Source organism: Pseudomonas sp. FW507-12TSA (assembly GCF_058781435.1).
Genome location: NZ_JBYSWT010000013.1, coordinates 108,407 through 130,596 on the forward strand (window position 1 = coordinate 108,407; position 22,190 = coordinate 130,596).

20 protein-coding genes are annotated in these 22,190 nt (G+C 65.0%); 7 read left to right on the forward strand and 13 right to left on the reverse strand.

All coding sequences use genetic code 11. From position 1 onward, the window contains the following. Positions 1–2: 2 nt before the first annotated feature. The 8 genes from AC3WK8_RS14535 to exaC all read right to left on the reverse strand — a co-directional run bounded on the left by AC3WK8_RS14535 (position 3) and on the right by exaC (position 10,561). Positions 3–659 carry a DedA family protein gene (locus tag AC3WK8_RS14535; protein ID WP_022641230.1) on the reverse strand — a complete coding sequence of 219 codons (657 nt, stop codon included), beginning with the start codon at positions 657–659 and terminating at the stop codon, positions 3–5. A 371-nt stretch (positions 660–1,030) separates the two neighbouring features. Continuing rightward, positions 1,031–1,489 (reverse strand): GNAT family N-acetyltransferase, encoded by a 459-nt coding sequence (locus AC3WK8_RS14540; RefSeq protein ID WP_031320590.1) that lies wholly within the window; start codon positions 1,487–1,489, stop codon positions 1,031–1,033. 106 nt (positions 1,490–1,595) lie between these two features. Next, positions 1,596–2,420 carry an ethanolamine ammonia-lyase subunit EutC gene (eutC, locus tag AC3WK8_RS14545; RefSeq protein ID WP_022641228.1) on the reverse strand — a complete coding sequence of 275 codons (825 nt, stop codon included), beginning with the start codon at positions 2,418–2,420 and terminating at the stop codon, positions 1,596–1,598. A gap of 11 nt (positions 2,421–2,431) precedes the next feature. Next, positions 2,432–3,826 (reverse strand): ethanolamine ammonia-lyase subunit EutB, encoded by a 1,395-nt coding sequence (locus tag AC3WK8_RS14550; RefSeq protein ID WP_022641227.1) that lies wholly within the window; start codon positions 3,824–3,826, stop codon positions 2,432–2,434. 51 nt (positions 3,827–3,877) lie between these two features. Next, positions 3,878–6,073: an ethanolamine ammonia-lyase gene (locus AC3WK8_RS14555; RefSeq protein WP_103325156.1), complete on the reverse strand. Its 2,196-nt coding sequence runs from the start codon at positions 6,071–6,073 to the stop codon at positions 3,878–3,880. 28 nt (positions 6,074–6,101) lie between these two features. Next, entirely contained in the window at positions 6,102–7,538 is a 1,437-nt protein-coding gene (locus AC3WK8_RS14560; protein ID WP_085596950.1) for an ethanolamine ammonia-lyase reactivating factor EutA, read from the reverse strand. A 25-nt stretch (positions 7,539–7,563) separates the two neighbouring features. Further along, positions 7,564–8,844 carry an ethanolamine utilization protein EutH gene (gene eutH, locus AC3WK8_RS14565; protein ID WP_085596951.1) on the reverse strand — a complete coding sequence of 427 codons (1,281 nt, stop codon included), beginning with the start codon at positions 8,842–8,844 and terminating at the stop codon, positions 7,564–7,566. Positions 8,845–9,040: 196 nt separating this feature from the next. Continuing rightward, the gene (gene exaC, locus AC3WK8_RS14570; protein ID WP_022641222.1) at positions 9,041–10,561 is read right to left on the reverse strand and encodes an acetaldehyde dehydrogenase ExaC; all 1,521 of its coding nucleotides are present in this window, start codon (positions 10,559–10,561) and stop codon (positions 9,041–9,043) included. 383 nt (positions 10,562–10,944) lie between these two features. Here exaC and AC3WK8_RS14575 point away from each other — a divergent pair, with 383 nt between their 5' ends. The 4 genes from AC3WK8_RS14575 to AC3WK8_RS14590 all read left to right on the forward strand — a co-directional run bounded on the left by AC3WK8_RS14575 (position 10,945) and on the right by AC3WK8_RS14590 (position 15,244). Further along, positions 10,945–12,867 carry a sigma-54-dependent Fis family transcriptional regulator gene (locus AC3WK8_RS14575; protein ID WP_085596952.1) on the forward strand — a complete coding sequence of 641 codons (1,923 nt, stop codon included), beginning with the start codon at positions 10,945–10,947 and terminating at the stop codon, positions 12,865–12,867. 118 nt (positions 12,868–12,985) lie between these two features. Then, positions 12,986–14,335: a UDP-N-acetylmuramate:L-alanyl-gamma-D-glutamyl-meso-diaminopimelate ligase gene (gene mpl / locus AC3WK8_RS14580; protein WP_022641220.1), complete on the forward strand. Its 1,350-nt coding sequence runs from the start codon at positions 12,986–12,988 to the stop codon at positions 14,333–14,335. Beyond that, positions 14,332–14,964 carry a flavin prenyltransferase UbiX gene (ubiX, locus tag AC3WK8_RS14585; RefSeq protein ID WP_022641219.1) on the forward strand — a complete coding sequence of 211 codons (633 nt, stop codon included), beginning with the start codon at positions 14,332–14,334 and terminating at the stop codon, positions 14,962–14,964. The genes mpl and ubiX overlap by 4 nt, the downstream gene beginning before the upstream one ends. Then, complete coding sequence (locus AC3WK8_RS14590; RefSeq protein ID WP_103325155.1) at positions 14,957–15,244, forward strand: YceK/YidQ family lipoprotein; 288 nt, start codon at positions 14,957–14,959, stop codon at positions 15,242–15,244. The genes ubiX and AC3WK8_RS14590 overlap by 8 nt, the downstream gene beginning before the upstream one ends. A gap of 7 nt (positions 15,245–15,251) precedes the next feature. On the opposite strand, the gene AC3WK8_RS14595 is transcribed toward AC3WK8_RS14590, so the two are convergent. From AC3WK8_RS14595 to AC3WK8_RS14605, 3 genes are all read right to left on the reverse strand, one after another. Then, positions 15,252–15,893: an oxidoreductase gene (locus AC3WK8_RS14595; protein ID WP_103325227.1), complete on the reverse strand. Its 642-nt coding sequence runs from the start codon at positions 15,891–15,893 to the stop codon at positions 15,252–15,254. Between the two features lie 28 nt (positions 15,894–15,921). Then, positions 15,922–17,640, reverse strand: coding sequence for a C13 family peptidase (locus AC3WK8_RS14600; protein ID WP_085596954.1), 1,719 nt, complete (start codon positions 17,638–17,640; stop codon positions 15,922–15,924). 102 nt (positions 17,641–17,742) lie between these two features. Next, positions 17,743–18,198, reverse strand: coding sequence for a MaoC family dehydratase (locus AC3WK8_RS14605; protein ID WP_085596955.1), 456 nt, complete (start codon positions 18,196–18,198; stop codon positions 17,743–17,745). A 178-nt stretch (positions 18,199–18,376) separates the two neighbouring features. Here AC3WK8_RS14605 and AC3WK8_RS14610 point away from each other — a divergent pair, with 178 nt between their 5' ends. The 3 genes from AC3WK8_RS14610 to AC3WK8_RS14620 are packed head-to-tail and all read left to right on the forward strand — an operon-like array spanning position 18,377 to position 20,053. Beyond that, complete coding sequence (locus tag AC3WK8_RS14610) at positions 18,377–18,739, forward strand: CidA/LrgA family protein (protein ID WP_085596956.1); 363 nt, start codon at positions 18,377–18,379, stop codon at positions 18,737–18,739. Beyond that, positions 18,736–19,452, forward strand: coding sequence for an LrgB family protein (locus AC3WK8_RS14615; protein WP_103325153.1), 717 nt, complete (start codon positions 18,736–18,738; stop codon positions 19,450–19,452). The genes AC3WK8_RS14610 and AC3WK8_RS14615 overlap by 4 nt, the downstream gene beginning before the upstream one ends. Positions 19,453–19,462: 10 nt before the next feature. Continuing rightward, positions 19,463–20,053 (forward strand): LON peptidase substrate-binding domain-containing protein, encoded by a 591-nt coding sequence (locus tag AC3WK8_RS14620; RefSeq protein WP_103325151.1) that lies wholly within the window; start codon positions 19,463–19,465, stop codon positions 20,051–20,053. 18 nt (positions 20,054–20,071) lie between these two features. Here the strand turns inward: AC3WK8_RS14620 and AC3WK8_RS14625 are convergent, their stop codons facing one another. After that, entirely contained in the window at positions 20,072–21,388 is a 1,317-nt protein-coding gene (locus AC3WK8_RS14625) for a bifunctional DedA family/phosphatase PAP2 family protein (protein WP_103325150.1), read from the reverse strand. Positions 21,389–21,427: 39 nt separating this feature from the next. After that, a complete protein-coding gene (locus AC3WK8_RS14630) occupies positions 21,428–22,114 on the reverse strand; it encodes a DNA-3-methyladenine glycosylase (protein ID WP_022641209.1) in 687 nt (228 codons plus the stop codon). Positions 22,115–22,190 lie beyond the last annotated feature (76 nt).

Sequence of the window (22,190 nt, forward strand, 5' to 3'; positions counted from 1 at the left end):
GCTCAGCGGCTCCCGGCTTTTTCAGCGCCACGCCCGAAACGGCTGCGCAGCACGCCGATGATCATCGGCACCAGGGACAGCAGGATGATCGCCACCACCAGCAGCGACAGGTTCTTCTTGATGAACGGCACGTTGCCGAAGAAGTAGCCCAGGGTCACCAGGCCACCGACCCATAGGATGGTGCCCGCCACGCTGAAAGCGAAGAAACGCGGGTAGGGCATTCTCGCCACGCCGGCCACGAAAGGTGCGAAAGTCCGGATGATGGGCAGGAAGCGCGCCAGGGTCACGGTCTTGCCACCGTGTTTTTCATAGAAATCGTGGGTTTTCTGCAGGTAGTCGCGGCGGAAGATCTTCGAGTCGGGGTTGCTGAACAAGCGTTCTCCAGCCGTTCGTCCGATCACATAGTTGGTGCTGTCACCCAGGATCGCCGCCAGCATCAGCAGCCCGCCCAGTAGCACCGGGTCCATGCCGCCACCGGCAGCCACCGCGCCGGCGATGAACAGCAGCGAATCCCCCGGCAGGAAGGGGGTCACCACCAGGCCGGTCTCGCAGAAGATCACCAGGAACAGGATGGCGTAGATCCAGGGCCCGTAGTTGGTCACCAGCATGTCGAGATAGACGTCGAGATGGAGGATTAGGTCGATCGGGTTGAAATCCATTGAAGCACCTGTGGTGATGGCCTGGCTCGGCAGGCCTGTGCGATTGCTATGAGAAAAGGGCTATGAAGGGATGCGACTTTTCTTGAGGGCGGAAAGGCCGGCATTATAAAGGCTGGCAGGTGAAATGCGTGTTCAGATTGTAGCGGCACATGTCGATCGCAACCTGTCGGCACGCTGACAGGCTCCGCGGTCTGGGACCGGGGACGAATGCCGATCAGTTAAGGAGAGGGTAGGAGCGAGGCCTGCCCGCGATGGACTTCAGGGCGCTGCGTTTATCCAGTCGATACGCGCTACCGTTAACGAGCATCGACCGGCTGCTCCCACAGAGGATCATCTCGCTCAACTGGCTGGCATCAGGCCCGGGGCCGCTCTCAGTCTTCGCTTATGGGCAGGATGTAGTTCTTGAACTCCGTGTCCTCGCGAAATCCCATGGACTCATAGGTCTTGCGCGCCACTTCGTTGTCGCTGCTGGTGGAGACCCGCATGCGCACGGCATTGGTTTCCTTGGCCATCTTCTTGGCGGTGCGCATCAGGTTGTCGGCCACCAGTTGGCGGCGGGCATCCTCGGCGACGTAGATGTCATTGAGGATCCAGACACGCTTGAGGGACAGGGACGAGAAGCTCGGATAGAGCTGGCAGAAGCCCAGCAACTTGCTGCTGTCGTCATCGGCCAGGGCCAGGTAGATCACCGATTCCTTGCGCCGCAGGCGCTTTTCCAGGAACGCCCGGGAAGAGTCCGGGTAAGGCAGGGCGCCATAGAACTCGCGGTACTTGACGAATAGCGGGGTCAACAGATCCAGGTGCTCGAGGGTTGCTTGAGTAATCCGCATGATGGCTCTCAACTTCAAGTGGATGTGACGGCACAGATTGGAGAACTCGGGCAGCCGCGTTGCGATGCTGCCCAAAGCGGTTAAAAAGCGCAATCGTCTTGCAAAATCACACTTGGGGCGGGCCCAGGAGGAAGTTGCCCTTCATGTCCGCGGGCGAGTCGCTGTCCAGGGTCTGGACCTGCGCCTCGTCCTTGAGGTTCACCCCCGACAATTGCCGGCGGCAGGCTTCGCGCATCAGGTACAACAGCCGATGGGCGGCCATGCCGTAGCTCAGGCCCTCCAGGCGTACGTTGGAGATGCAGTTGCGGTAGGCATCGGTGAGCCCGACCTTCGGTTGGTAGGTGAAATATAGCCCCAGACTGTCGGGAGAGCTGAGCCCGGGGCGTTCGCCGATCAGGATGACCGTCATCTTGGCGCCCAGCAGCTGGCCGATTTCATCGGCCACCGCCACCCGGCCCTGTTCCACCAGGATCACCGGCGACAGCGACCAGCCTTCGGCGGCGGTCTGTTCTTCCATGCGCGCCAGGAACGGCAGGGTATGGCGATGCACGGCCAGCGCCGACAAGCCATCGGCCACCACGACCGCCAGGTCGACCCCGCCAGGGTGGGCCTGGGCGTATTCGCGCAGGGCCTGGGCCGACTCGTCGCTGAGCCGGCGGCCCAGGTCCGGGCGTTGCAGGTAGCTGTGGCGATCGGTGGCGGCGCTGTGCAGCAGCAGGCTGTCGCGGCCCCGCTCGGCCAGCTGGGCGCTGAGTCCGGCATGGTCGAACGGCAGGTGCACGGCATCCCGGGCCTGGGCATGGGCGAACTGGAAATCCAGCTGGGCGCCAGTGGGCAGGCTGGTGCCGGTGCGGCCCAGGGCGATGCGCGCCGGAGTCAGGCGGCGCAGTTCCAGCCAGGGGTTTTGCGAGTCGCTCGGGTGTTTTTGCATGAGCCTGTTCCTTATCCCAACTGGGCCAGTGCCTGGCGGAAGGCCGGAGGCAGGTTGTTGCCGAAATGCACCTTGCCGTCGGCCTGGGTGAAGATCCCGGTCCGCGCCAGCCACTGCTCGAATTCGGGCGCGGGCTTCAGGCCCAGGGTCTGGCGGGCGTAGAGGGCGTCGTGGAAGGACGTGGTCTGGTAGTTGAGCATGATGTCGTCGGAGCCCGGGATGCCCATGATGAAGTTGATCCCGGCCACCCCCAGCAGGGTCAGCAGGTTGTCCATGTCGTCCTGGTCGGCCTCGGCGTGGTTGGTGTAGCAGATGTCGCAACCCATGGGCACGCCCAGCAGCTTGCCGCAGAAGTGATCCTCCAGGCCGGCGCGGATGATCTGCTTGCCGTTGTACAGGTACTCCGGCCCGATGAAACCGACCACGGTGTTCACCAGGAACGGCTTGAAGTGCCGCGCCACGGCGTAGGCGCGGGTTTCGCAGGTCTGCTGGTCGACGCCGAAGTGGGCGTTGGCCGACAGCGCGCTGCCCTGGCCGGTCTCGAAGTACATCAGGTTCTGCCCCAGGGTGCCGCGGTTCAGGCTCAGCCCCGCTTCGTAGCCTTCCTTGAGGATGTTGAGGTTGATGCCGAAGCTGGCGTTGGCCGCTTCGGTGCCGGCGATCGACTGGAATACCAGGTCCAGGGGCACGCCACGGTTGATCGCCTCGATGGAGGTGGTGACGTGGGTCAGCACGCAGGCCTGGGTGGGAATCTCGTAGCGCTGGATGATGGCGTCGAGCATCTCCAGCATGGCGCAGATCGAGGCGATGCTGTCGGTGGCCGGGTTGATGCCGATCATGGCGTCGCCGTTGCCGTACAGCAGGCCGTCGAGAATGCTCGCGGCGATGCCGGCCGGTTCGTCGGTGGGGTGGTTGGGCTGCAGGCGGGTGGACAGGCGCCCGCGCAGGCCCAGGGTGCCGCGGAACTTGGTCACCACGCGGATTTTCTGCGCCACCAGCACCAGGTCTTGCAGGCGCATGATCTTCGATACCGCCGCGGCCATTTCCGGGGTCAGGCCCGGGGCCAGGTCGCGCAGGCTCTGCTCGTCGGCGGCGTCACTGAGCAGCCAGTCGCGAAAACCACCGACGGTCAGGTGGCTGACCGGGGCGAAGGCCGCCTTGTCGTGGCTGTCGATGATCAGTCGGGTGACTTCGTCGGACTCGTAGGGAATCAGCACCTCCTCGAGGAAGTGCTTGAGGGGGATGTCCGCCAGGGTCATCTGGGCGGCCACCCGCTCGCCGTCGTTGAGGGCGGCGACCCCGGCCAGGAAATCCCCGGAACGCGCGGGGCTGGCCTTGGCCATGACTTCCTTGAGGCTGTCGAAGCGATAGGTCTGAGAACCTACGCTGTGGGAAAATTGGGCCATCTCAGTCTCCGTTTCAACGATGTAGGGGCGTTGCCGAATGCTGGCGGATCATCAGGATGCCACCTTCTTCAGCAGGTTTTCCAGACGGTTGCCGGCAGCCCGGTGCTGCAGGATGGCGAAGGCCTTCTCCGCCACCAGGCTGCCGCCTTCCAGCGGCGGCAGGCCGCCGCTGTAGATGTTCGAGATCACGGTGTATTCGTAGCCGATCTGCGGGTTGCCGCTGAACTGCGCCGCCGCGCGCCGGGCCTGTTCGTCCGGCAAGCGATAGCCCAGATAGGCGGACATGCTGCGCGAGGCCAGGGCATCGCCGCCGGGACGTTCGCCGATCAAGACAATGATCAGCTGCGGTTGCAGCGCCTCGCCCACCGATTCCGCCAGCTTGACCCGGCCATAGGGCGCCAGTATCGGCTGGCCGACGCGCAGTTCACGGCTGCGCAGGCCATCCATCAGCACGGGCAATAGTTCGGGAATGTTGTGGTGGATGGCCTCGGCGCTGAGACCATCGGAAATCACGATCTGCACGTCGTTGTATTCCGGTTGCAGCTGGCGCAGTACCTCTTCGGTCAGGCGCGCGCCCAGTTCCGGGTCTTGCAGGTGGGCCAGCTTGTCCGGGGCGGCGGTGCGCAGCTCGCGCAGGGGAATCTCGCCGAACTCGGCTGGACGCAGGTCGACGTAGATCGCCTCCCGGGCTACCGCCAGGTTGGCCCGCACGATGCGCGAGACGTTGTTGGCCGGGCGCGGCCCGGCATTGTCGAAGCCGTAGGTGGCCGGGGTGGACTCCAGCAGGCGCTGGAAGTCGATGTCCGACTCGCAGAAGATCCGCGGGTTGCCCCAGTTCGGCCCGCGCTCGACGTTGCCATGGGCATCCTCCTGGAAGATCCCCTTGCCCAGGGCCCAGCGCAGGTACTCCGGAGCCGGTGCCAGGTCGTGGACTTCGCGCAGGGTCTGGTTGTCGTGGGCGCTGGTGTCGAAGTAGGCCAGCATGCGGTCGGTGCTCAGGTACACGTCCATGAAGAAGTTGGCGCCGGCCGCGGTCAGCAGCTCGGTGGCCATCTGCTGGCCTTCCAGGGTCACCTGGGAGTGCAAGGTGTAGCAGGGCGCCATGCCCATGGGCAGGCCCAGCAGCTTGCCCATGAACTGGTCCTGCAGGCAGGCGTAGGTCATCTCGAAATTGTCGAGGTGGGTTTCCGGGCCGATGAAACCGGTGACGTTGTTGACCATGTACGGGCGGTAGCGCCGGGCCAGGCCGTAGCACAGCGCTTCGCAGGTGGTCATGTCGATGCCTTCGTGCTTGCCGTAGGTCAGCTCGCTGCCCTGGCCGGTCTCGAAGTACATGAAGTTTTCCGCCACGTCCCTGAGTGGGCCCCGCTCGGCCATGGCCTGCCAGGCCTGGTCGAGCAGTTGCACGGTGACGTCGAACTCGTCGGTCAGGGTGCGCTCGGTGCCCGCCAGGCTCTGGAACATGATTTCCACCGGCGCGCCCTGGTCCAGGCAGGCCAGTTGGGTCTTGATGTGCGACAGCACGCAGATCTGCGTCGGCGCTCCGGTTTCCCGGCGCAATTTGTCCAGGTGGCGCAGGGTGGCGCTGATGTTGTCCACGGTGTCGATGGCCGGGTTGAGGCCGATCAGCGCGTCGCCCGAGCCCATGCTCAGCCCGGTGTACACCAGCAGGGTGATGCCGCTGAGGTTGTCGGTGGGGTGGTTGGGCTGCAAGCGCGACGACAGGGTGCCAGGCAGGCCCACCAGGGTCCGGGCCTTGGCGGCCGCACCGCTCTTTAGCTTCTTGGACAGCAGGATCAGCTCGTGCACGTCCAGGAGCTTGGCCAGGGCGGCGACCATCACCCCGGTCAGGCCCGTGCCGATGCGGCGGATCTGCGTGCCGTGGCTGCGCAGCAGGCGGTCCTTGAGGGCGCCCAGGGTCAGCCCGGATATCTCGGCGAACACCTGGTGGTCGATGTCGTAGTTGACCTGCATCACGCTGTCGATACGGCCATGGCGATCGGTGAGAGGGTGCTCGAAGTAGTGGCCCAGGGTCAGCTCCGAGAGCACCTTGCGGGCCGCTTCTCGGGTGATTTCGTCGGCCGCTGCGAGGCCAGCCACGCGGTCCCCGGCCTTCCTGATGTCGGCGGCGCCGAGCACCGCCTTGAGGCTGGCGAAGTGGATCTCGCGATCCAGGACCCGGGTGCCGTAGCTGCGCTCGGTGGGTATCTCGGGCAGGCGGATGTGCTGGAGTTCGGTGAGTGGCATGGCAGGACTCTCCTTGGTTCGCATCGCCTCAGTGCACGCCGTAGAAGGCGACGGGCACGATGTGCTGATGGGGTTTTCCCAGGTTGATGAAGTGCGCCGAGCGCTCGCGTACCTCGTCGATGACGATCAGGTTGCAGGCACTGCGCCCCCAGTCAGTGGCGTAGTTGCCCAGGACCTTGCCGATGTTGCTTTCCAGCAGCAGCACCAGTGGCCACTGCGGCTCCGGGGCCGCGGCTTGCAGGGCTTGGGCCAGGCGCGTGCCCAGCTGGCGGACCTGCTCCAGCCGGGGAACCTGGCCGTCATCGAGCAATTGCAGGCAGGCGCCGTCGCGGCTGCCCAGGGCCAGGCCCAGGGCGTCGCGCAGTTGGCGCTCGCTGGCATCGATGGGCAGGCGCGCGACGATGGGCAGGTCCTTGAGCGGCAGCACTTGTGGTCGTGGCAAGAACAGGGTGCTGCCGGAAATCTCGGTGTTGTGCAGGGTCAGGCCATAGACCGTGGCTCGCCCGCGGTTTTCCGGCAGCAGTCGGGTGGCGTCCCCCACCAGTCGGGGCTGGCGAGCGATGGCCAGGGCCAGGTCGATACCCAGGTCGCCATAGAAGGTGGTGCCGGGCAGCGTTTCGCCTTGCAGGTGGCGATAGAGCAGCTCGCCGACGCCGCCGGAAAAGGTCAACGCGGCGCTTGCATGGCCTTGGGGCAAGAGCAGCGGCAATTGCTCGACCAGCCGGCCCAGCGGTCCTGTGAAGAACGCCCGGTCGCCTTCGGCGATGGCCAGCAGCGCCGCGACGTACCAGGCGAGAACGGCGTCCCGCTCCAGGGGCATGAGCTCCTGGCCGGATTCCCTGGCGATGCCCAGGTGCTGGAGCAGGGCCCGGCCGAACGCCGAGAGTTCCCTGAGCCGATAGCTACCGGGGTGGAATTGCAAGTGCCGGGCGCCGATGAAGTGGCAACCGCTGGCCAGGACGTTGCCATCCAGGCCCCAGGCGGCATTGGTGGTACCGCCGCCGATATCCAGGTTGAGCAGTGGCTGCTGGCGATGGAAACGGCTCAGGGCCGAACAGCTGCCCATGAAGGCCAGCCAGGATTCCAGGCCGCCGTCGTCGGCCCGGGTCACCAGGGCGTTGCCGAGCAGCTGTCCTACCTGGTGCGCCAGGGCCTGGGCATTGTGCCGCCGGGCGGCCAGGCCGGTGATGATCACTCCGCCGGAAAACAGCTGTTGCGGGCGGACTCCGGCCTGTTCCAGCCAGCCTTCGATCAAGTCGCCGATGGCCCCGGTGTCGATGATGTCGTCCTTGAACGGCGTGAACACCGGGTCGCCGCGAAACAGCACGCGGGGTTCATTGAGGGCCATGCGTCCGGTGACGCAATGGCTGCTGAGGCTGGCCTGGGCGATCAGCGCGCTGCTGGTGGTGGAGCCGAAGTCCAGCCCCAGCAGCAATACCGGTGCGCCGCCCGTGATGGCTGGCATGCAGGCGTTCCTTGTCGTGCCGGGCTCAGGCTGTGGCCTTTTGCCCGGGCCCTACTGGCGCTTCCTGCACGCTATCGCCCAGGTACTCGCCCTCGGCGATGATCCCGGCCGCACGGTCCTGGGCTTCCAGTTGCAGGGCCTTGGGCACCGACAGCCAGTAGGCCAGGCCCACCGCGACGAAACCGGCGCTGAGCTTGCCGATCAGCACCGGCAGGATGATGGTCGGCTGGAAGTTGGCGGTGAAGGATAGGTGGTCGCCCAGCAGGAAGGCCGCGCAGACACCGAAGGCGATGTTGACCACCTTGTCCTTTGGCGGCATGTAGCGCACCAGGCGGAACATCGCCAGGATGTTGGCAATGGTGGCCAGCATGCCGGCGCTGCCCACGGCGCTCAGGCCGACCTTGCCGCCCAGGCTCTCCAGGGGTTTGCCCAGGTACTTGCGCAGCAGGTAGACCATGGGGAAGGCCCCGGCCAGCATGATGCCGATGTAGCCGGCGGTTTCCAGCGCGCGGGTCTGGTCCTCGGCGTCGGCGATGATCGGGTGGAAGCCCCAGCTGCCGAAGACCGTGGTGAACACGCCGGTGAAGTGCTGGACGATCGACGCCACCAGCACCAGCTTGATCACTGCGTCCAGGGTCCGGCCGAAGATGATGAAGCCCTTGATCATCAGGTCCGGCAGGAACCGCAGGCCCAGGGCCAGGGCCACGACGAAGATCAGGATCGGCAGCAGGTTGGCGAACAGGCCGCCCACGGCCAGGGCCAGTTGGTAGCTGGCCTCGGAGTTGGTGCTGACCAGCTCGCGGACCATCGGGTTGCTGAAGGCCAGGATCAGGCTGGCCACCATCACTCCGACCGGGATGGTCAGGATGCCGGACATGATCCCCAGGGCCATGTACTTGTGGTCGCGCTTGTCGAGCATCGCCAGGCCCATGGGGATCGAGAAGACGATGGTGGCGCCACCCATGAAGCCGGTGATCAATGCCATCACCAGCGCTTCCTTGCTGGCCGCCAGGGCCGAGGCCAGGTGGTAGCCGCCCATGTCCGAGGCGATGATCATGGTCGCCGCCAAGGCCGGGTCGGCGCCCAGGGATTCGAAGAAGGGTCCGAAGACCGATTCGATCAATACGGTGAGATAGGGGATGGAAGCCATGATCCCCGCCGCCGGCACGAAGATGTAGCCCGTGGCGTGGATGCCTTCCATGAACTCCTTGCCCAGCCCGCGATCGCTGTCATAGATGGCAGCGAGGGCGCCGAGCACGGCACAGAGCATGATGAGGTAGAGCACGTAGTTGCCGATCTGGTCCATTGCTTTGCTCCCTTGTCTTATTGTTTTTCAAGGCTCTTGTTCAAGCCCGGGGCTGTGCGCGCGAGGTCGTTGACTCAGAACTTCCGACAGCAGCGTCCCGTCCGGCAAGCCAGTGGCACCGGACCACGAAGGTGTAGATGTGCGGCAGGGCCGCGAAAAAACCTCCCGGCGACCTTGGGGTCGCCGGGAGGGTCGATCAGAAGAAGCCCAGCGGATTGATGTCGTAGCTCACCAGCAGGTTCTTGGTCTGCTGGTAGTGGTCGAGCATCATCTTGTGGGTCTCGCGGCCCACGCCGGATTTCTTGTAGCCACCGAACGCGGCGTGCGCCGGGTACAGGTGGTAGCAGTTGGTCCACACGCGGCCGGCCTTGATCCCACGGCCCATGCGGTAGGCGCGGTTGATGTCGCGGGTCCAGACCCCGGCCCCCAGGCCGAACTCGGTGTCGTTGGCGATCGCCAGGGCCTCGGCTTCGTCCTTGAAGGTGGTGATGCTCACCACTGGCCCGAAGATTTCTTCCTGGAACACGCGCATCTTGTTGGTGCCCTTGAGCAGGGTCGGCTGGATGTAGTAGCCGGTTGCCAGGTCGCCTTCGAGTTTCTCCACCTTGCCGCCGGTGAGCAGCTGCGCACCTTCGTTCTTGGCGATGTCGAGGTAGGACAGGATCTTGTCGAATTGCTGTTCGGAAGCCTGGGCGCCGACCATGGTGTCGGTGTCCAGCGGGTCGCCACGCTTGATCTGCTCGATCTTCTTCATCACCGCCTGCATGAATTCGTCGTAGATCGACTCCTGCACCAGGGCGCGGGATGGGCAGGTGCAGACTTCACCCTGGTTGAAGAACGCCAGCACCAGGCCTTCGGCGGCCTTCTCGATGAACTTCGGCTCGGCCTGCATGATGTCTTCGAAGAAGATGTTCGGCGACTTGCCGCCCAGTTCCACGGTGGACGGGATGATGTTCTCGGCGGCGCATTTCATGATGTGCGAGCCCACCGGGGTCGAGCCGGTGAAGGCGATCTTGGCGATGCGCTTGCTGGTGGCCAGGGCCTCGCCGGCTTCGCGGCCGAAACCTTGCACCACGTTGAGCACGCCTTTTGGCAGCAGGTCGCCGATCACTTCCATGAGCACGGTGATGCCCAGCGGAGTCTGCTCGGCGGGCTTGAGCACCACGCAGTTGCCGGCGGCCAGGGCCGGGGCCAGCTTCCAGGCGGCCATCAGGATCGGGAAGTTCCACGGGATGATCTGGCCGACCACGCCCAGTGGTTCATGGATGTGGTAGGCCACGGTGTTGCCGTCGATCTCGGCGGCGCTGCCTTCCTGGGCCCGCAGGCAGCCAGCGAAGTAGCGGAAATGGTCGGCGGCCAGGGGGATGTCGGCGTTCAGGGTCTCGCGTACGGCCTTGCCGTTGTCCCAGGTTTCGGTGATGGCCAGCAGTTCGAGGTTCTGCTCGATACGGTCGGCGATCTTCAGCAGGATCAGCGAGCGGGCCTGGACCGAGGTCGCGCCCCAGGCATCGGCGGCGGCATGGGCGGCGTCCAGGGCTTTATCGATGTCTTCGGCAGTGGAGCGCGGGAATTCGGCGATCGGCTTGCCGTTCACCGGCGAGGTGTTGGTGAAGTACTGGCCTTTGATGGGCGCGACGAATTCGCCGTTGATGTAGTTGCCGTACTTGCTCTTGAACGAAACGATAGCGCCTTCAGTACCGGGGTGTGCGTAACGCATGGGGTATCTCCTGGCTTTTATGCTTATGGGGGAGGACGCGCTTTAGCGCATGGCAAGCGTAGAGCAAAGCCCGGGCCAGTGTGCTCCATGCCAGGTGAATCAAGGCCTTGCGACAACAGGTCGCAGCCCCTGGACCTGGGCTGTGGCAAATCTGGCGCAGTATCGAGTGACAGTTTGTAACCCTGATGGCACAACCTGTGACTTGTGGGGCAAGCCGACGTTGCAATGCGGTCACGGCTGGAGGATGCTGATTCGCGTGTCGAATCCTGTCGGACAAATCCGCTGAATCCTCGGAGTTTTTGTCGGCTGGCAGCGATTCTCGAACTTTCGGCGGCTACAGGATGGCGCCCGCGCGTGACAGCACAGCAGGAGAACAATAAGAAATGCACAGCAGCAATCATCTGACCCGCCATGCCCAGCAAGTGCTGACGGTCGCCCGGGGCAAGGCCCATCTGCAGGGACCTGGCAGCGATCCATCCATCGCCCGTTCCTGGCTGCGCTGCCTGGAGGATTATCACCTCGACCCGGCACTGGCCATGGCGCCGACGGTGCTCGAGCACGGCCGCTTGCTGGAGAGCCGCGAGCGCCTGCGCGATGTGCTGCAGATCGCCGGCACGGAAATGGCCAACCTGCACCAGCAGTTGTCCGGTGCCGGCCACGCGGTGCTGCTGACCGATGCCCGCGGGGTCATCCTCAACTGCATCACCGCTCCCAGCGAGCGCAAGATCTTCGAGCATGCTGGCCTGTGGCTCGGCGCCGACTGGAGCGAGGCCCGCGAGGGCACCAACGGTATCGGTACCTGCCTGGTGGAACGCCAGTCGCTGACCATCCACCAGGACGAGCATTTCCGTGGCCGGCACACCGGCCTGACCTGCTCCGCCAGCCCGGTGTTCGATCCCCATGGCGAGTTGCTGGCGGTACTGGACGTGTCTTCGGCCCGCCAGGATGTTTCCCGCCAGAGCCAGTTCCACACCATGGCCATGGTCAATCTCTCGGCGAAGATGATCGAGAGCTGTTACTTCCTGCGTTACTTCGAAAACCAGTGGTTGCTGCGCTTTCACTTGCAGGCCGAGTCGGTGGGGCTGTTCAGCGAGGGGCTGCTGGCGTTCGACGGCGAAGGGCGGATCTGCGCGGTGAACCAGAGTGCCCTGAACCTGCTGGGGCATATTCGCGGTGGCCTGCTGGGCAAGCCCGTGGAGAGTTTTTTCGATTGTTCCCTGGATGAGCTGTTCGCTCGTGCCAGCCTCAATGCCAGCGCCAGCTGGCCATTGCGAACCCGGGACGGACGGCGTTTGTTCGCCTTGTTGCGCGGTGCCCCGCAGCCCGTCACGCCACCCTTGTTGCGCGCGCCGCTGGAAGTGCTCCAGCCCCGCGCCCCGGGGATCTGCCTGGGGGACGCTGGCCTGCAGAACGATTTTCGCCGGGCTTCGCGGGTGTTCGAGCGTGATGTGCCGCTGCTGATCAATGGCGAGACCGGCTCCGGCAAGGAGGCGTTCGCCAAGGCCGTGCACCAGGGCAGCGTCCGGGCGGACAAGGCCTTTGTCGCCCTCAACTGCGCGGCGATCCCGGAAAGCCTGATCGAGAGCGAACTGTTCGGCTACCGCGGCGGCAGCTTCACCGGGGCGCGCAAGGAAGGCATGCGCGGCAAGCTGCAGCAGGCCGACGGCGGCACCTTGTTCCTGGATGAGATCGGCGACATGCCGCTGGCCTTGCAGACCCGCTTGCTGCGGGTCCTGGAGGATCGGCTGGTGGTGCCCATCGGTGGCGAGCCGCAACCGGTCAATGTGCGCATCATCAGTGCCACTCACCGCGACCTGCAGGAGCGGGTGCGCGATGGCAGCTTCCGCGAAGACTTGTACTACCGGCTCAATGGCCTGGAGATCGCCCTGCCGGCATTGCGTGAACGCAGTGACAAATCCCAGTTGCTGGACTTCCTCCTGGCCGAAGAGGCGGGCACGCAGCCAGTGGGCCTGGACGAGCCTGCACGCCAGGCGCTGTTGGGCTATTCATGGCCGGGCAACGTACGACAGCTGCGCAATGTGCTGCGGACCCTGGCGGCCTTGTGCGAAGACGGTCGGATCGGCATCGACGACTTGCCGGCGATGATTCGCCAGGGCAGCCGCCTGGCTCCGGCGAGCGAAGCGCTCCAGGCGCAGCCGGAGCGCCCCCTGGACGACGCCGAGCGCCAGGCGCTGCTGGCGGCACTGGAGCAGCAGCGCTGGCACATGACCCATACCGCCGAGCAACTGGGGGTCAGTCGCAACACCTTGTATCGCAAGCTGCGCAAGCACGGCATTTCGCGCTGAGTCCAGGCACGTCCATCGCCTGCCGTGGCCCAGGCCGCGGCGGCATCTCCCCGTCAGCTAAAGGGTGCGATTTGCAGCCCTCTAGGCTACCCTGCGCCGATGTTTTATGAGGTCGACTATGCACATCCATATTCTCGGTATCTGCGGCACTTTCATGGGGTCGATGGCGGTTCTGGCCAAAGAGCTCGGCCACCACGTCACCGGCTCCGACGCCAACGTCTATCCGCCGATGAGCACCCAGCTGCAAGCCCAGGGCATCGAGCTGACCCAGGGTTATGACCCGGCCCAGCTGGACCCGGCGCCGGACCTGGTGGTGATCGGCAACGCCATGTCCCGGGGCAACCCGGCGGTGGAATATGTGTTGAACAAGGGCTTGCCCTATGTGTCCGGCCCGCAATGGCTGGCGGACCATGTGCTGCAAGGGCGTTGGGTCCTGGCGGTGGCCGGTACCCACGGCAAGACCACCACCAGCAGCATGCTGGCCTGGGTGCTGGAGCATGCCGGGATGAGCCCGGGCTTTTTGATCGGCGGCGTGCCGCAGAATTTCGCGGTTTCGGCGCGCCTGGGCGGTACGCCGTTCTTCGTGATCGAGGCCGATGAGTACGACAGCGCCTTCTTCGACAAGCGCTCGAAATTCGTCCATTACCGTCCGCGCACTGCCATCCTCAACAACCTCGAATTCGACCATGCGGATATCTTCCCGGACTTGGCGGCCATCGAGCGGCAGTTCCACCATCTGGTACGGACCATCCCCAGCGAAGGCCTGGTGATCCACCCCACCACCGAACCCGCCTTGCAGCGAGTGATCGAGATGGGTTGCTGGACCCCGGTGCAGACCACCGGCGCCGGTGGTCAATGGCAGGTCAAGCTGCGCAGCGAAGACGGTTCGGCCTTCGAGGTGTTGTTCGAGGGTGTGAGCCAAGGCGTGGTCGAGTGGGAACTGACCGGCCAGCACAACGTCGCCAACGCCTTGGCGACCCTGGCCGCGGCTCGTCATGTGGGCGTGGTGCCGGCCATGGGCATCGCTGCGCTGAGTGCCTTCAAGAGCGTGAAGCGGCGCATGGAGAAAGTCGCCGAGGTGCAAGGGGTGACCATCTACGATGACTTCGCCCACCACCCGACCGCCATCGCCACCACCCTGGATGGCTTGCGCAAGCGCGTCGGCGAGGCGCCGGTGATCGCCATCATCGAGCCGCGCTCCAACTCCATGAAGCTCGGTGCCCACCGTGACGGCCTGCCGGAAAGCGTCAACCAGGCCGACCAGGTGATCTGGTACGCGCCGCCCAACCTGGGTTGGGACCTGGCGGCCACTGCGGCCCAGTGCACGGTGCCCTCGATCGTCAGCGATTCGCTGGACGGCATCATCGAGCGAGTGAAGAGCCAGGCCAAGCCCGGGACCCAGGTGGTGATCATGAGCAACGGCGGCTTCGGCGGCCTGCACGGCAAGCTGGCCGAGGCGCTGCAATGAACAACGGCCCGGAACGCATCACCCTGGCCATGACCGGGGCGTCCGGCGCCCAATATGGCCTGCGCCTGCTCGACTGCCTGGTCCGCGAGGACCGGGAAGTGCATTTCCTGATCTCCAAGGCCGCGCAGTTGGTGATGGCCACCGAGACCGACGTGACCTTGCCGGCCAAGCCGCAACTGATGCAGGCCTTCCTCACCGAATACACAGGGGCGGCGGCGGGGCAGATCCGGGTCTACGGCAAGGAAGACTGGATGTCGCCGGTGGCCTCTGGCTCCGGCTCGCCCGCGGCGATGGTGGTGGTGCCGTGTTCTACCGGCACCCTGTCGGCGATCGCCACCGGGGCCTGCAACAACCTGATCGAGCGGGCTGCGGATGTTACCCTCAAGGAGCGTCGGCAATTGATCCTGGTGCCGCGCGAGGCGCCGTACTCCAGTATTCACCTGGAGCACATGCTCAAGCTGTCAAACCTGGGCGTGACCATCCTGCCGGCGTCGCCGGGCTTCTATCACCAGCCGCAGACCATCGATGACCTGGTGGATTTCGTCGTGGCGCGGATTCTCAACCTGCTGAATATTCCCCAGGACATGCTGCCCCGCTGGGGCGAACATCACTTGAGCAGTGATGAGTAAAGCCCTGCTGCTGTTGCTGGCCGCCCTGCAGTTGGGCGGCTGCGCCACGGCCCGTACCCTGGATGCGGCGAAGCCCGGGGCGCCGGTGGTATACGCCGGAACGCGCCTGGACTTGTATGCAATGCAGGGCGGTTGCTGCCCGGGGGATCGCTTCGGCGCCCAGGCTCCCGGTTACCCGGGGCTGGACCTGCCGGCCAGCGCCTTGCTCGATACCCTGCTGCTGCCGTTGTCAGTGCTGACGGCCCTGGGGGTGGGGTTTCGCGCCACGGGCGGTTTGTAGCGCGAGGTCATTTACCCAGTTTGCGCAGCTCGTCGGACTCCACCACCCGGGTGCCGCTTTGTTCTTCCAGGGCCAGGCGCCACATGGCTCGCGCTAGCTGGCAGGCCTCGATGCCGTGGTACTTGCCGGGAATCAGTCGCGACAGCGGACCGGCCAGTTGTTCGCCCAGGCGTGGTTCGACCCGGTCGCCCAGCAATAGGGAAGGTCGGCAGATAGTCAGTTGCGGCCAACCCTGGCGCTTCAGGGCTTCTTCCATCTCGCCCTTGACCCGGTTGTAGAAGATCGACGACTTGGGGTCCGCGCCCAGGGCGCTGACCACTACCAGGTGCCGTGCGCCCATTTCCAGGGCGCGCTTGCCGAACGCTACGACCAGTTCCAGGTCGACGGCGCGGAAGGCCGCCTCGGAGCCGGCGCGCTTGATGGTGGTGCCCAGGCAGCAAAAGGCGATCTCCACCTTGCCGCTCAACTGGGGTAGGAGCACAGCAGGGTCGCCTACCGGGTTTTCCAGTCGCGGGTGCTGGCTCAGCGGGCGTCTGCTGGGGGCCAGGACGCGGCTGATGGTGGGCTCGCTGAGCAGGCGATCGAGCAGTTGCTCTCCGGTCAGGCCAGAGGCGCCGGCCAGCAGGATGTGCTGAGGCGTCAGGTACATGGTCATTCCCCCTTGATACAGTTTCAGCTTAGTAGCTCTGCGCTTCCTTGTTGCTGATAGAGACACTCTGCAGCGCTTTTCGTGCCTGCTGCTTGCGCAGTTGCTGCCAGTGGGCGAGTACTCCCTTGGGCGCCCAGATCTGTGGTTCGGAGGGTTCGAAGTTCTCGGTCTGCTCACGTTCGGCCACGGTCGCCTTGGCCAGCAGGAAGGCGTGCTCCAGATCGTCGGTCTGGTTCAGGGCCTGGGCGAACAGCGCGTCGCCGAAGTAGGTGAAGTCGGCTTCCTCGGAACAGCCGAAGGACACCCGGTCGGCCCGGGAGGCGGTCATGACCAGGGTTCGCTCATCCTTGAGGGCTGGAATGAAGCCACCGGAATAGCAGGCCGAGATGACGACGATCTTGTCGCGATTCTTCAGCGGTGCCAGGGCGCTGGCCAGCTCGTCGGCAGGCAGGTCCGCCAGTTCCAGGCGTGGTTGGTCCAGGACCAGCTCATGTTCGCTGGTGCCGTGGCTGGTGAGGTAGATGAACACCAGGTCCTCGGGGCCGCTGCGTTCGGCCAGGACCTGGGCGGCACGGCGCAGGTTTTCCCTGGTAGCCATGGGGCGGGTCATCATCTGGTCGCGGTGGTTGACCAGGCGAACCTGGCCCAGGGCGCCGAAGCGGCTGGTGAGCATGTTGCTGACGTAGTCGGCCTCGCGCAGGAATACGCTCTGCTTGCCATCGCCGGCGAGCGTCAGGCTGTAGAGCTCGATGGCCGGGGTGGAGGCGGGCACGGCATCGAGGGCCTCCCGGAGCAAGCCGCCCTGGGCCAGCAGGGCGCCTTCAAGCGGGTCGGGGAGCAGCTTGCCCTCGGCGTCGCGAACTCGCAGGCCGTTGTTCCAGGTCCCGCTTTGCACGCTGCCGTCCCGCAGTACCAGTACCCCGCGGCCCTGGTAGTTGTCGCTGTCGAAGCCACCGATGTAGAAGCTGCCGTCGGTGAGGTTCAGGCGGCCTTCGCCGCTGAAGCGCCAGTCGCTGAAGGTGCCGATGTAATGGCTGCCGTCGGCGCCGATCAGCTCGCCCTTGCCGCCCAGGGCGCCCTCCTTGAACTGGCCGATCCAGACATCGCCATCGGAGTTTTCGTAGCGGCCCTTGCCGTTGAGCTGGTTGTGCTTGAAGCCACCGACGTAGATATCGCCTTCGGCGCTGTTGAAGGTGCCATTGCCCTCCAGTTGACCATCGACGAAGTGGCCGCTGAACTGGTTGCCGCTGGAGTCGCTGCGCTGGCCCTCGCCATTGGGTTTGCCCTTGGCGAACTGACCCTGGTACTGGCTGCCGTCCTCGAGCTCCAGGCGGCCCAGGCCCGAGTAAAGGTCGGCCTTGAACTCGCCCCGGTAGGTCATGCCGTCTTCCTTGAGGGTGCCTTCGCCATCCCGGCGCCCCAGCTTGAAGCCGCCACTGTAGTTGCTGTCCTTGGTGGTCAGGGTGCCCTGGCCGTGGAACAGCCCCTGCTGGAACTGGCCGCGATAGACCTCGCCATTGCTGCCGTGCCATTCGCCCTGGCCGTGCCACTGGCCCTTGTCGAACTGGCCGGCGTACCAGCTGCCGTTGGGATAGTCGATGCGCCCCTGGCCCTGCAGCAGGCCGTCCATCAGGTCGCCCCGGTAGCGGCCGCCATCCGGCAGGCGGGCATCGGGCGGCAACAGCGATTCGCCGTCACCGCAAGCGCTGAGCAGGAGGGTCATGACCAGGGGTACAAGTGGGCGCATAACGGGTTCCGGATGATTAGGGGTCCGAGTATGCCGTAGCGGTGTGCCTTGTATATAGAGAGACCGAGCGAAACAGCGTGAGCTGTTTCGCATCGAGAGGTATCAGACAAAGCAGAGCGACAAGGGCTCGGCGATGTAGGCGGGTTTTTCCTGGCCGTCGATCTCCAGGGTGGCGGTGACCTTGAGCAGCCATTGGCCGGGTTTCTTCTCGGTGACGTCGGTCAGGTCGACCTTGAGTCGCACCTGGGAATTTACCGCCACCGGCTGGATGAAGCGCACGCTGTCCAGGCCATAGTTGACCGCCATCTTCAGGCCCTTTGGCAGCACCAGGATGTCTTCCATCAGCTTGGGGATCAGCGACAGGGTCAGGAACCCATGGGCGATGGTGCCGCCGAACGGAGTCTGTGCGGCCTTGACCGGGTCCACGTGGATGAACTGGAAGTCACCGGTGGCCTCGGCAAACAGGTTGATACGCTCCTGGTCGATGGTGAGCCATGCGGAACGTCCCAGTTCCTTCCCAACGTAGTCCTTGAGCTCTGCAGCAGGAACATAGGGCATTGACACTCTCCTTGGGTTCAACGGTTTTAGTGATCGATAGGGTGTTTTTCGCTCCGGAATCTCCACTGTAGATCATCATGGCGATCCGGCCCGGGTAAACGTCCATGCTTTTGGCGAATGCCGGTTCATAGCGCCTGCGTGCTTATAATGCGCCACGGTATCTGGCTGGAGAGGCGGTATGTTGCTACGGGGTTTGACATGGCTGGTGCTGTTCCAGCTGCTCGGGACGGCGCTCAATCACTTGCTGTTGCCCGTGCTTCCCGGTCCGATCATCGGCCTGTTGCTGCTCCTGGTGTTCCTGATCATCCGCGGTGAGGTGGGCGAGCCGTTGAGCCAGGCCGCCGGCAGCCTGTTGCGCTACCTGCCGCTGCTGCTGGTGCCGCCCGCCGTTGGGGTGATGGTCTATGCCCGGGATATCGCCGCGGATTTCTGGGCCATCGTCGGTGCACTGGTCTTGTCGCTGGTGCTGTCCATGGCCTTCGCCGGTGTGCTGATGCAGCGCCTGGTCAAGCGCCAGGCGCGCCGGGAGGATGACCAATGACCTTCGACTGGCAGGGGGCCTGGGCGGCGGTGATCCACCATCCGCTGTTCGGCATCGGCATCACCCTGGGGGCCTATCAACTGGTGCTGGCGGCCTTCGAGAAGACCCGCTGGATATTCCTGCAACCGGTGCTGGTGTCCATGCTGCTGGTGATCGGCGTCCTGGTCGGTTGTGGCCTGAGCTACACCGAGTATCGCAAGAGCACCGAGATCCTGAGCATCCTGCTGGGACCGGCCACCGTGGCCCTGGCGGTGCCGCTGTATCTAAACCTGCGACGCATCCGCCAATTGCTCTGGCCGATCTTTACTACGCTGGTGTTGGGCGGAGTCCTGGCCACCAGCCTGGGAGTGCTGCTGGGCTGGTGGTTCGGTGCCGAGCACATGATCCTCATGACCATGGCGCCCAAGTCGGTGACGTCACCGATCGCCATGCTGGTGGCCGAGCAGATCGGCGGCGTGGCGGCGCTGGCGGCGGTGTTCGTGCTGATCACCGGGGTGCTGGGGGCGATCTTCGGCCCGGCGCTGCTGGATCGCCTGGGGGTCGAAGCGCCGGAGGCGCGGGGCATGGCCCTGGGCATGACGGCCCATGCAGTGGGCACTTCGGTGGCCCTGCAGGAAAGCGAGGAGTGTGGCGCCTTCGCGGCGCTGGCGATGAGTCTGATGGGCGTGGCCACGGCGGTCCTGCTGCCGCTGGCGGTGTCGTTGCTGGTTTGAGGATGGTGGCATGAGTCTGGCGTTGTTCCCCCTGAATACCGTGTTGTTTCCCGAGTGCATCCTCGACCTGCAGATCTTCGAGGCGCGCTACCTGGACATGATCGGTCGCTGTATGAAGCAGGGCAGCGGTTTCGGTGTGGTGTGCATCCTGGAGGGCGAGGAAACCGGCCTTGCGCCCCAGGGATATGCTCGGGTGGGCTGCGAGGCGCTGATCACCGACTTCCACCAGCAGGACAACGGCCTGCTGGGAATCCGCGTCAGGGGCGGGCGGCGCTTTCGCGTGCTGGACAGCGAGGTGCAGAAGGACCAGCTGACGGTGGCCCGGGTGCAATGGCTGGAGGAGGCGACGGAGCAGCCGCTGCGGGACGACGATGCCGACCTGGTGGCGCTGCTCAAGGCCTTGGCCGAACACCCCATGGTCGAGGCCCTGGAAATGGGTGCCGAGGCGGCCGGGCAACTGTCACTGGCCAACCAGCTGGCCTATCTGCTGCCCTTTACCGAGCTGGACAAGATCGACCTGCTGCAACTGGACGATCCGCAGCAGCGTCTGGACGCGATCCAGCAGTTGCTGGACGAGCTGCAGGGCGAGCTCTTCGCCTGAGCCGCCGCGCAGCCCGCCTCAATAGGCGTAGCGCAGCAGCGCCTGTGGCAGGTGCCGCATCGACATGAAGACACACAGCAGGACCATCACCGGCAGTACCAGCCACCAGGCCTTGGCCGGCATCGGCTTGAGCGGGGCCTGCCACTGGCAAAGGGTCAGGCTCGCGGCACAGACGCAGGTCGCCAGCATGGCTCCGGCGAGAATATCGGTAGGCCAGTGGGCCCCCAGGTAGACCCGCGACATCGCGATCGACAGCGCCGGCAGGCAGCCCAGCAGCAGCCAGGTCAGGCGCATCCGCGGCGGTTGGCCACGTCCAGCCAGTACGGCCAGGGTCAGGAACAGCGCGAAGGATCCGGAAGAATGCCCACTGGGCATGCTGAAGCTGGTCAGCGGCTCGGTCAGCACCTCGGGACGCACTCGGGCGAAGAACCATTTGCTGGCGGTATTGGCCAGCGCAGTGCACAGCAGCGTGGCGCCGGCGAATACCGCCTGGCGCCACTGGCGCAGCAGCACCAGCAGCAGGGTCAGGACCGCACTGATGACGAACATGGCGCGGAACTCACCGATCTGGGTGACCATCACCATGACCTTGTCCAGCGCCGGGTCACGATGTTCCTGTACCAGGGCGATCAGTCCCTGGTCGAACTGGGCCAGGTGGGGATAGCCGATGAACAGCCCGATCAGCAAGGCCAGGCCCAGGCCGGACATCAGCAGGGTTGCCCGGCGGTGGCGGCGCAGGCTGCTGTTGACGCTCAGCCCGATCAACACCGCGAGGCTGCCGATGACTACCCCGGCCTGGGGCCAGAAGCCTTCGGGCAGCGGCAGGCGAATGGCTGCGCCAGTGGCCCAGCCCGGCAACAGGTAGGCCACCGACCAACCCGCCGCGGCCAGCAGGCTGACGGCGAAGAAGCGCGGGAACGGCATGTCGAACATGCCCGCCACCATCGGCAGCATCGGGCGCAGGGGGCCGATGAAGCGCCCGACCAACAGGCTGGCGATGCCATAGCGCTGGAAGTAGGCCTCCGCGCCAGTGATCCATTCAGGATGCTGGCGCAGGCCCGGCAGGCGCCGGATGCTCTGGTGGAAGCGCCGGCCCAAAAGGTAGGAGATCACATCGCCGAGGACCCCGGCGGTAAAGCCCAGCGCTAAGGTCTCGCCCAGCGACAGGGCACCGTTGCCGGCCAGTACGGCAATGGCGAACAGCAGCACCGTACCGGGGACGATCAGGCCGGCGATGGCCAGGCATTCCACGAAGGCGACGATGAATACCGCGGCGGCCAGCCACTGCGGATTGGTGCTCAGCCAGGCGGTCACGCTGTCGAGCCATGGGCCCATAGGTTCAACTCCATTTCAGTGTCAGGCAGGGCCGGCGGATCAGCCGAGGATGAGGTAGTCGCGCCCTTCGACCTGGCCTCGGCGCAGTGGGTTCCGAGTGCAGCAGGGGGCGTAGGCGGCATCGACGAAGCGATACATCAGGTGTTCGTCGCGCCCGTGGGGAATACCCAGGCGGGTGGTCTGGATGATCTTGGGCACGGCGTTGCCGGCGTCTTCGACAAAAAGGATTTCGTGATCGAAGCGTTTCGCATCCCAGACCGGGACTTTCAGGCCCAGGGCCTTGCATAGCAGGGTCTGGCCGGCGCAGAGCTTTTGCGCGGGGCGAGGCTGGCCGCTGGCGTCCGGGTTGTTCAGTTGCATCTGTTGCAGGCTGGCAGGGCCTGAAACCTCGTCGACCCAGGGATAGGCGGACTTGATCAGCACCGCATTGCCGGGGCCCTGGGCGCTGAAGTTCAGCGAGTCACCGCCCCGGGCGTAATACATATAGATGTGGCCACCATCCAGAAACAACGCCTTACGTTTTTCCGTGAAGCCGAGGGAGGCATGGCTGCCTTTTTCCTCGCAGTAATAGGCTTCAGTCTCGATAATGCGCGCTGAGAGCCACAGGTCCCCGACTTTATGGCGGATCACCTTGCCCAGCAGCTCACGGGCCAGGAGCTGAGCGTCACGGTCGAAAAAGCTGTCAGGCAGGGCTTTGGGCAGTTTCGCAGAGGTCAGGATGGACATGATGGTGAAGGGTAATGGCCAGGAAAGTGCCGGAATGATAACAACTTCAGGCTTAATTCAGGCTGAACCAGCAGTA

Bases quoted from the DNA above. Each gene is read 5' to 3' on its own strand.
- AC3WK8_RS14615 (WP_103325153.1), top strand. From the start codon at position 18,736: ATGACCTTCGACTGGCAGGGGGCCTGGGCGGCGGTGATCCACCATCCG.
- AC3WK8_RS14600 (WP_085596954.1), bottom strand. From the start codon at position 17,640: ATGCGCCCACTTGTACCCCTGGTCATGACCCTCCTGCTCAGCGCTTGC.
- AC3WK8_RS14590 (WP_103325155.1), top strand. From the start codon at position 14,957: ATGAGTAAAGCCCTGCTGCTGTTGCTGGCCGCCCTGCAGTTGGGCGGC.
- AC3WK8_RS14595 (WP_103325227.1), bottom strand. From the start codon at position 15,893: ATGTACCTGACGCCTCAGCACATCCTGCTGGCCGGCGCCTCTGGCCTG.
- eutH (WP_085596951.1), bottom strand. From the start codon at position 8,844: ATGGACCAGATCGGCAACTACGTGCTCTACCTCATCATGCTCTGTGCC.
- AC3WK8_RS14625 (WP_103325150.1), bottom strand. From the start codon at position 21,388: ATGGGCCCATGGCTCGACAGCGTGACCGCCTGGCTGAGCACCAATCCG.
- AC3WK8_RS14575 (WP_085596952.1), top strand. From the start codon at position 10,945: ATGCACAGCAGCAATCATCTGACCCGCCATGCCCAGCAAGTGCTGACG.
- AC3WK8_RS14560 (WP_085596950.1), bottom strand. From the start codon at position 7,538: ATGCCAGCCATCACGGGCGGCGCACCGGTATTGCTGCTGGGGCTGGAC.
- AC3WK8_RS14605 (WP_085596955.1), bottom strand. From the start codon at position 18,198: ATGCCCTATGTTCCTGCTGCAGAGCTCAAGGACTACGTTGGGAAGGAA.
- eutC (WP_022641228.1), bottom strand. From the start codon at position 2,420: ATGCAAAAACACCCGAGCGACTCGCAAAACCCCTGGCTGGAACTGCGC.
- mpl (WP_022641220.1), top strand. From the start codon at position 12,986: ATGCACATCCATATTCTCGGTATCTGCGGCACTTTCATGGGGTCGATG.
- AC3WK8_RS14550 (WP_022641227.1), bottom strand. From the start codon at position 3,826: ATGGCCCAATTTTCCCACAGCGTAGGTTCTCAGACCTATCGCTTCGAC.
- AC3WK8_RS14610 (WP_085596956.1), top strand. From the start codon at position 18,377: ATGTTGCTACGGGGTTTGACATGGCTGGTGCTGTTCCAGCTGCTCGGG.
- AC3WK8_RS14620 (WP_103325151.1), top strand. From the start codon at position 19,463: ATGAGTCTGGCGTTGTTCCCCCTGAATACCGTGTTGTTTCCCGAGTGC.
- AC3WK8_RS14630 (WP_022641209.1), bottom strand. From the start codon at position 22,114: ATGTCCATCCTGACCTCTGCGAAACTGCCCAAAGCCCTGCCTGACAGC.
- AC3WK8_RS14555 (WP_103325156.1), bottom strand. From the start codon at position 6,073: ATGCCACTCACCGAACTCCAGCACATCCGCCTGCCCGAGATACCCACC.
- exaC (WP_022641222.1), bottom strand. From the start codon at position 10,561: ATGCGTTACGCACACCCCGGTACTGAAGGCGCTATCGTTTCGTTCAAG.
- AC3WK8_RS14540 (WP_031320590.1), bottom strand. From the start codon at position 1,489: ATGCGGATTACTCAAGCAACCCTCGAGCACCTGGATCTGTTGACCCCG.
- AC3WK8_RS14535 (WP_022641230.1), bottom strand. From the start codon at position 659: ATGGATTTCAACCCGATCGACCTAATCCTCCATCTCGACGTCTATCTC.
- ubiX (WP_022641219.1), top strand. From the start codon at position 14,332: ATGAACAACGGCCCGGAACGCATCACCCTGGCCATGACCGGGGCGTCC.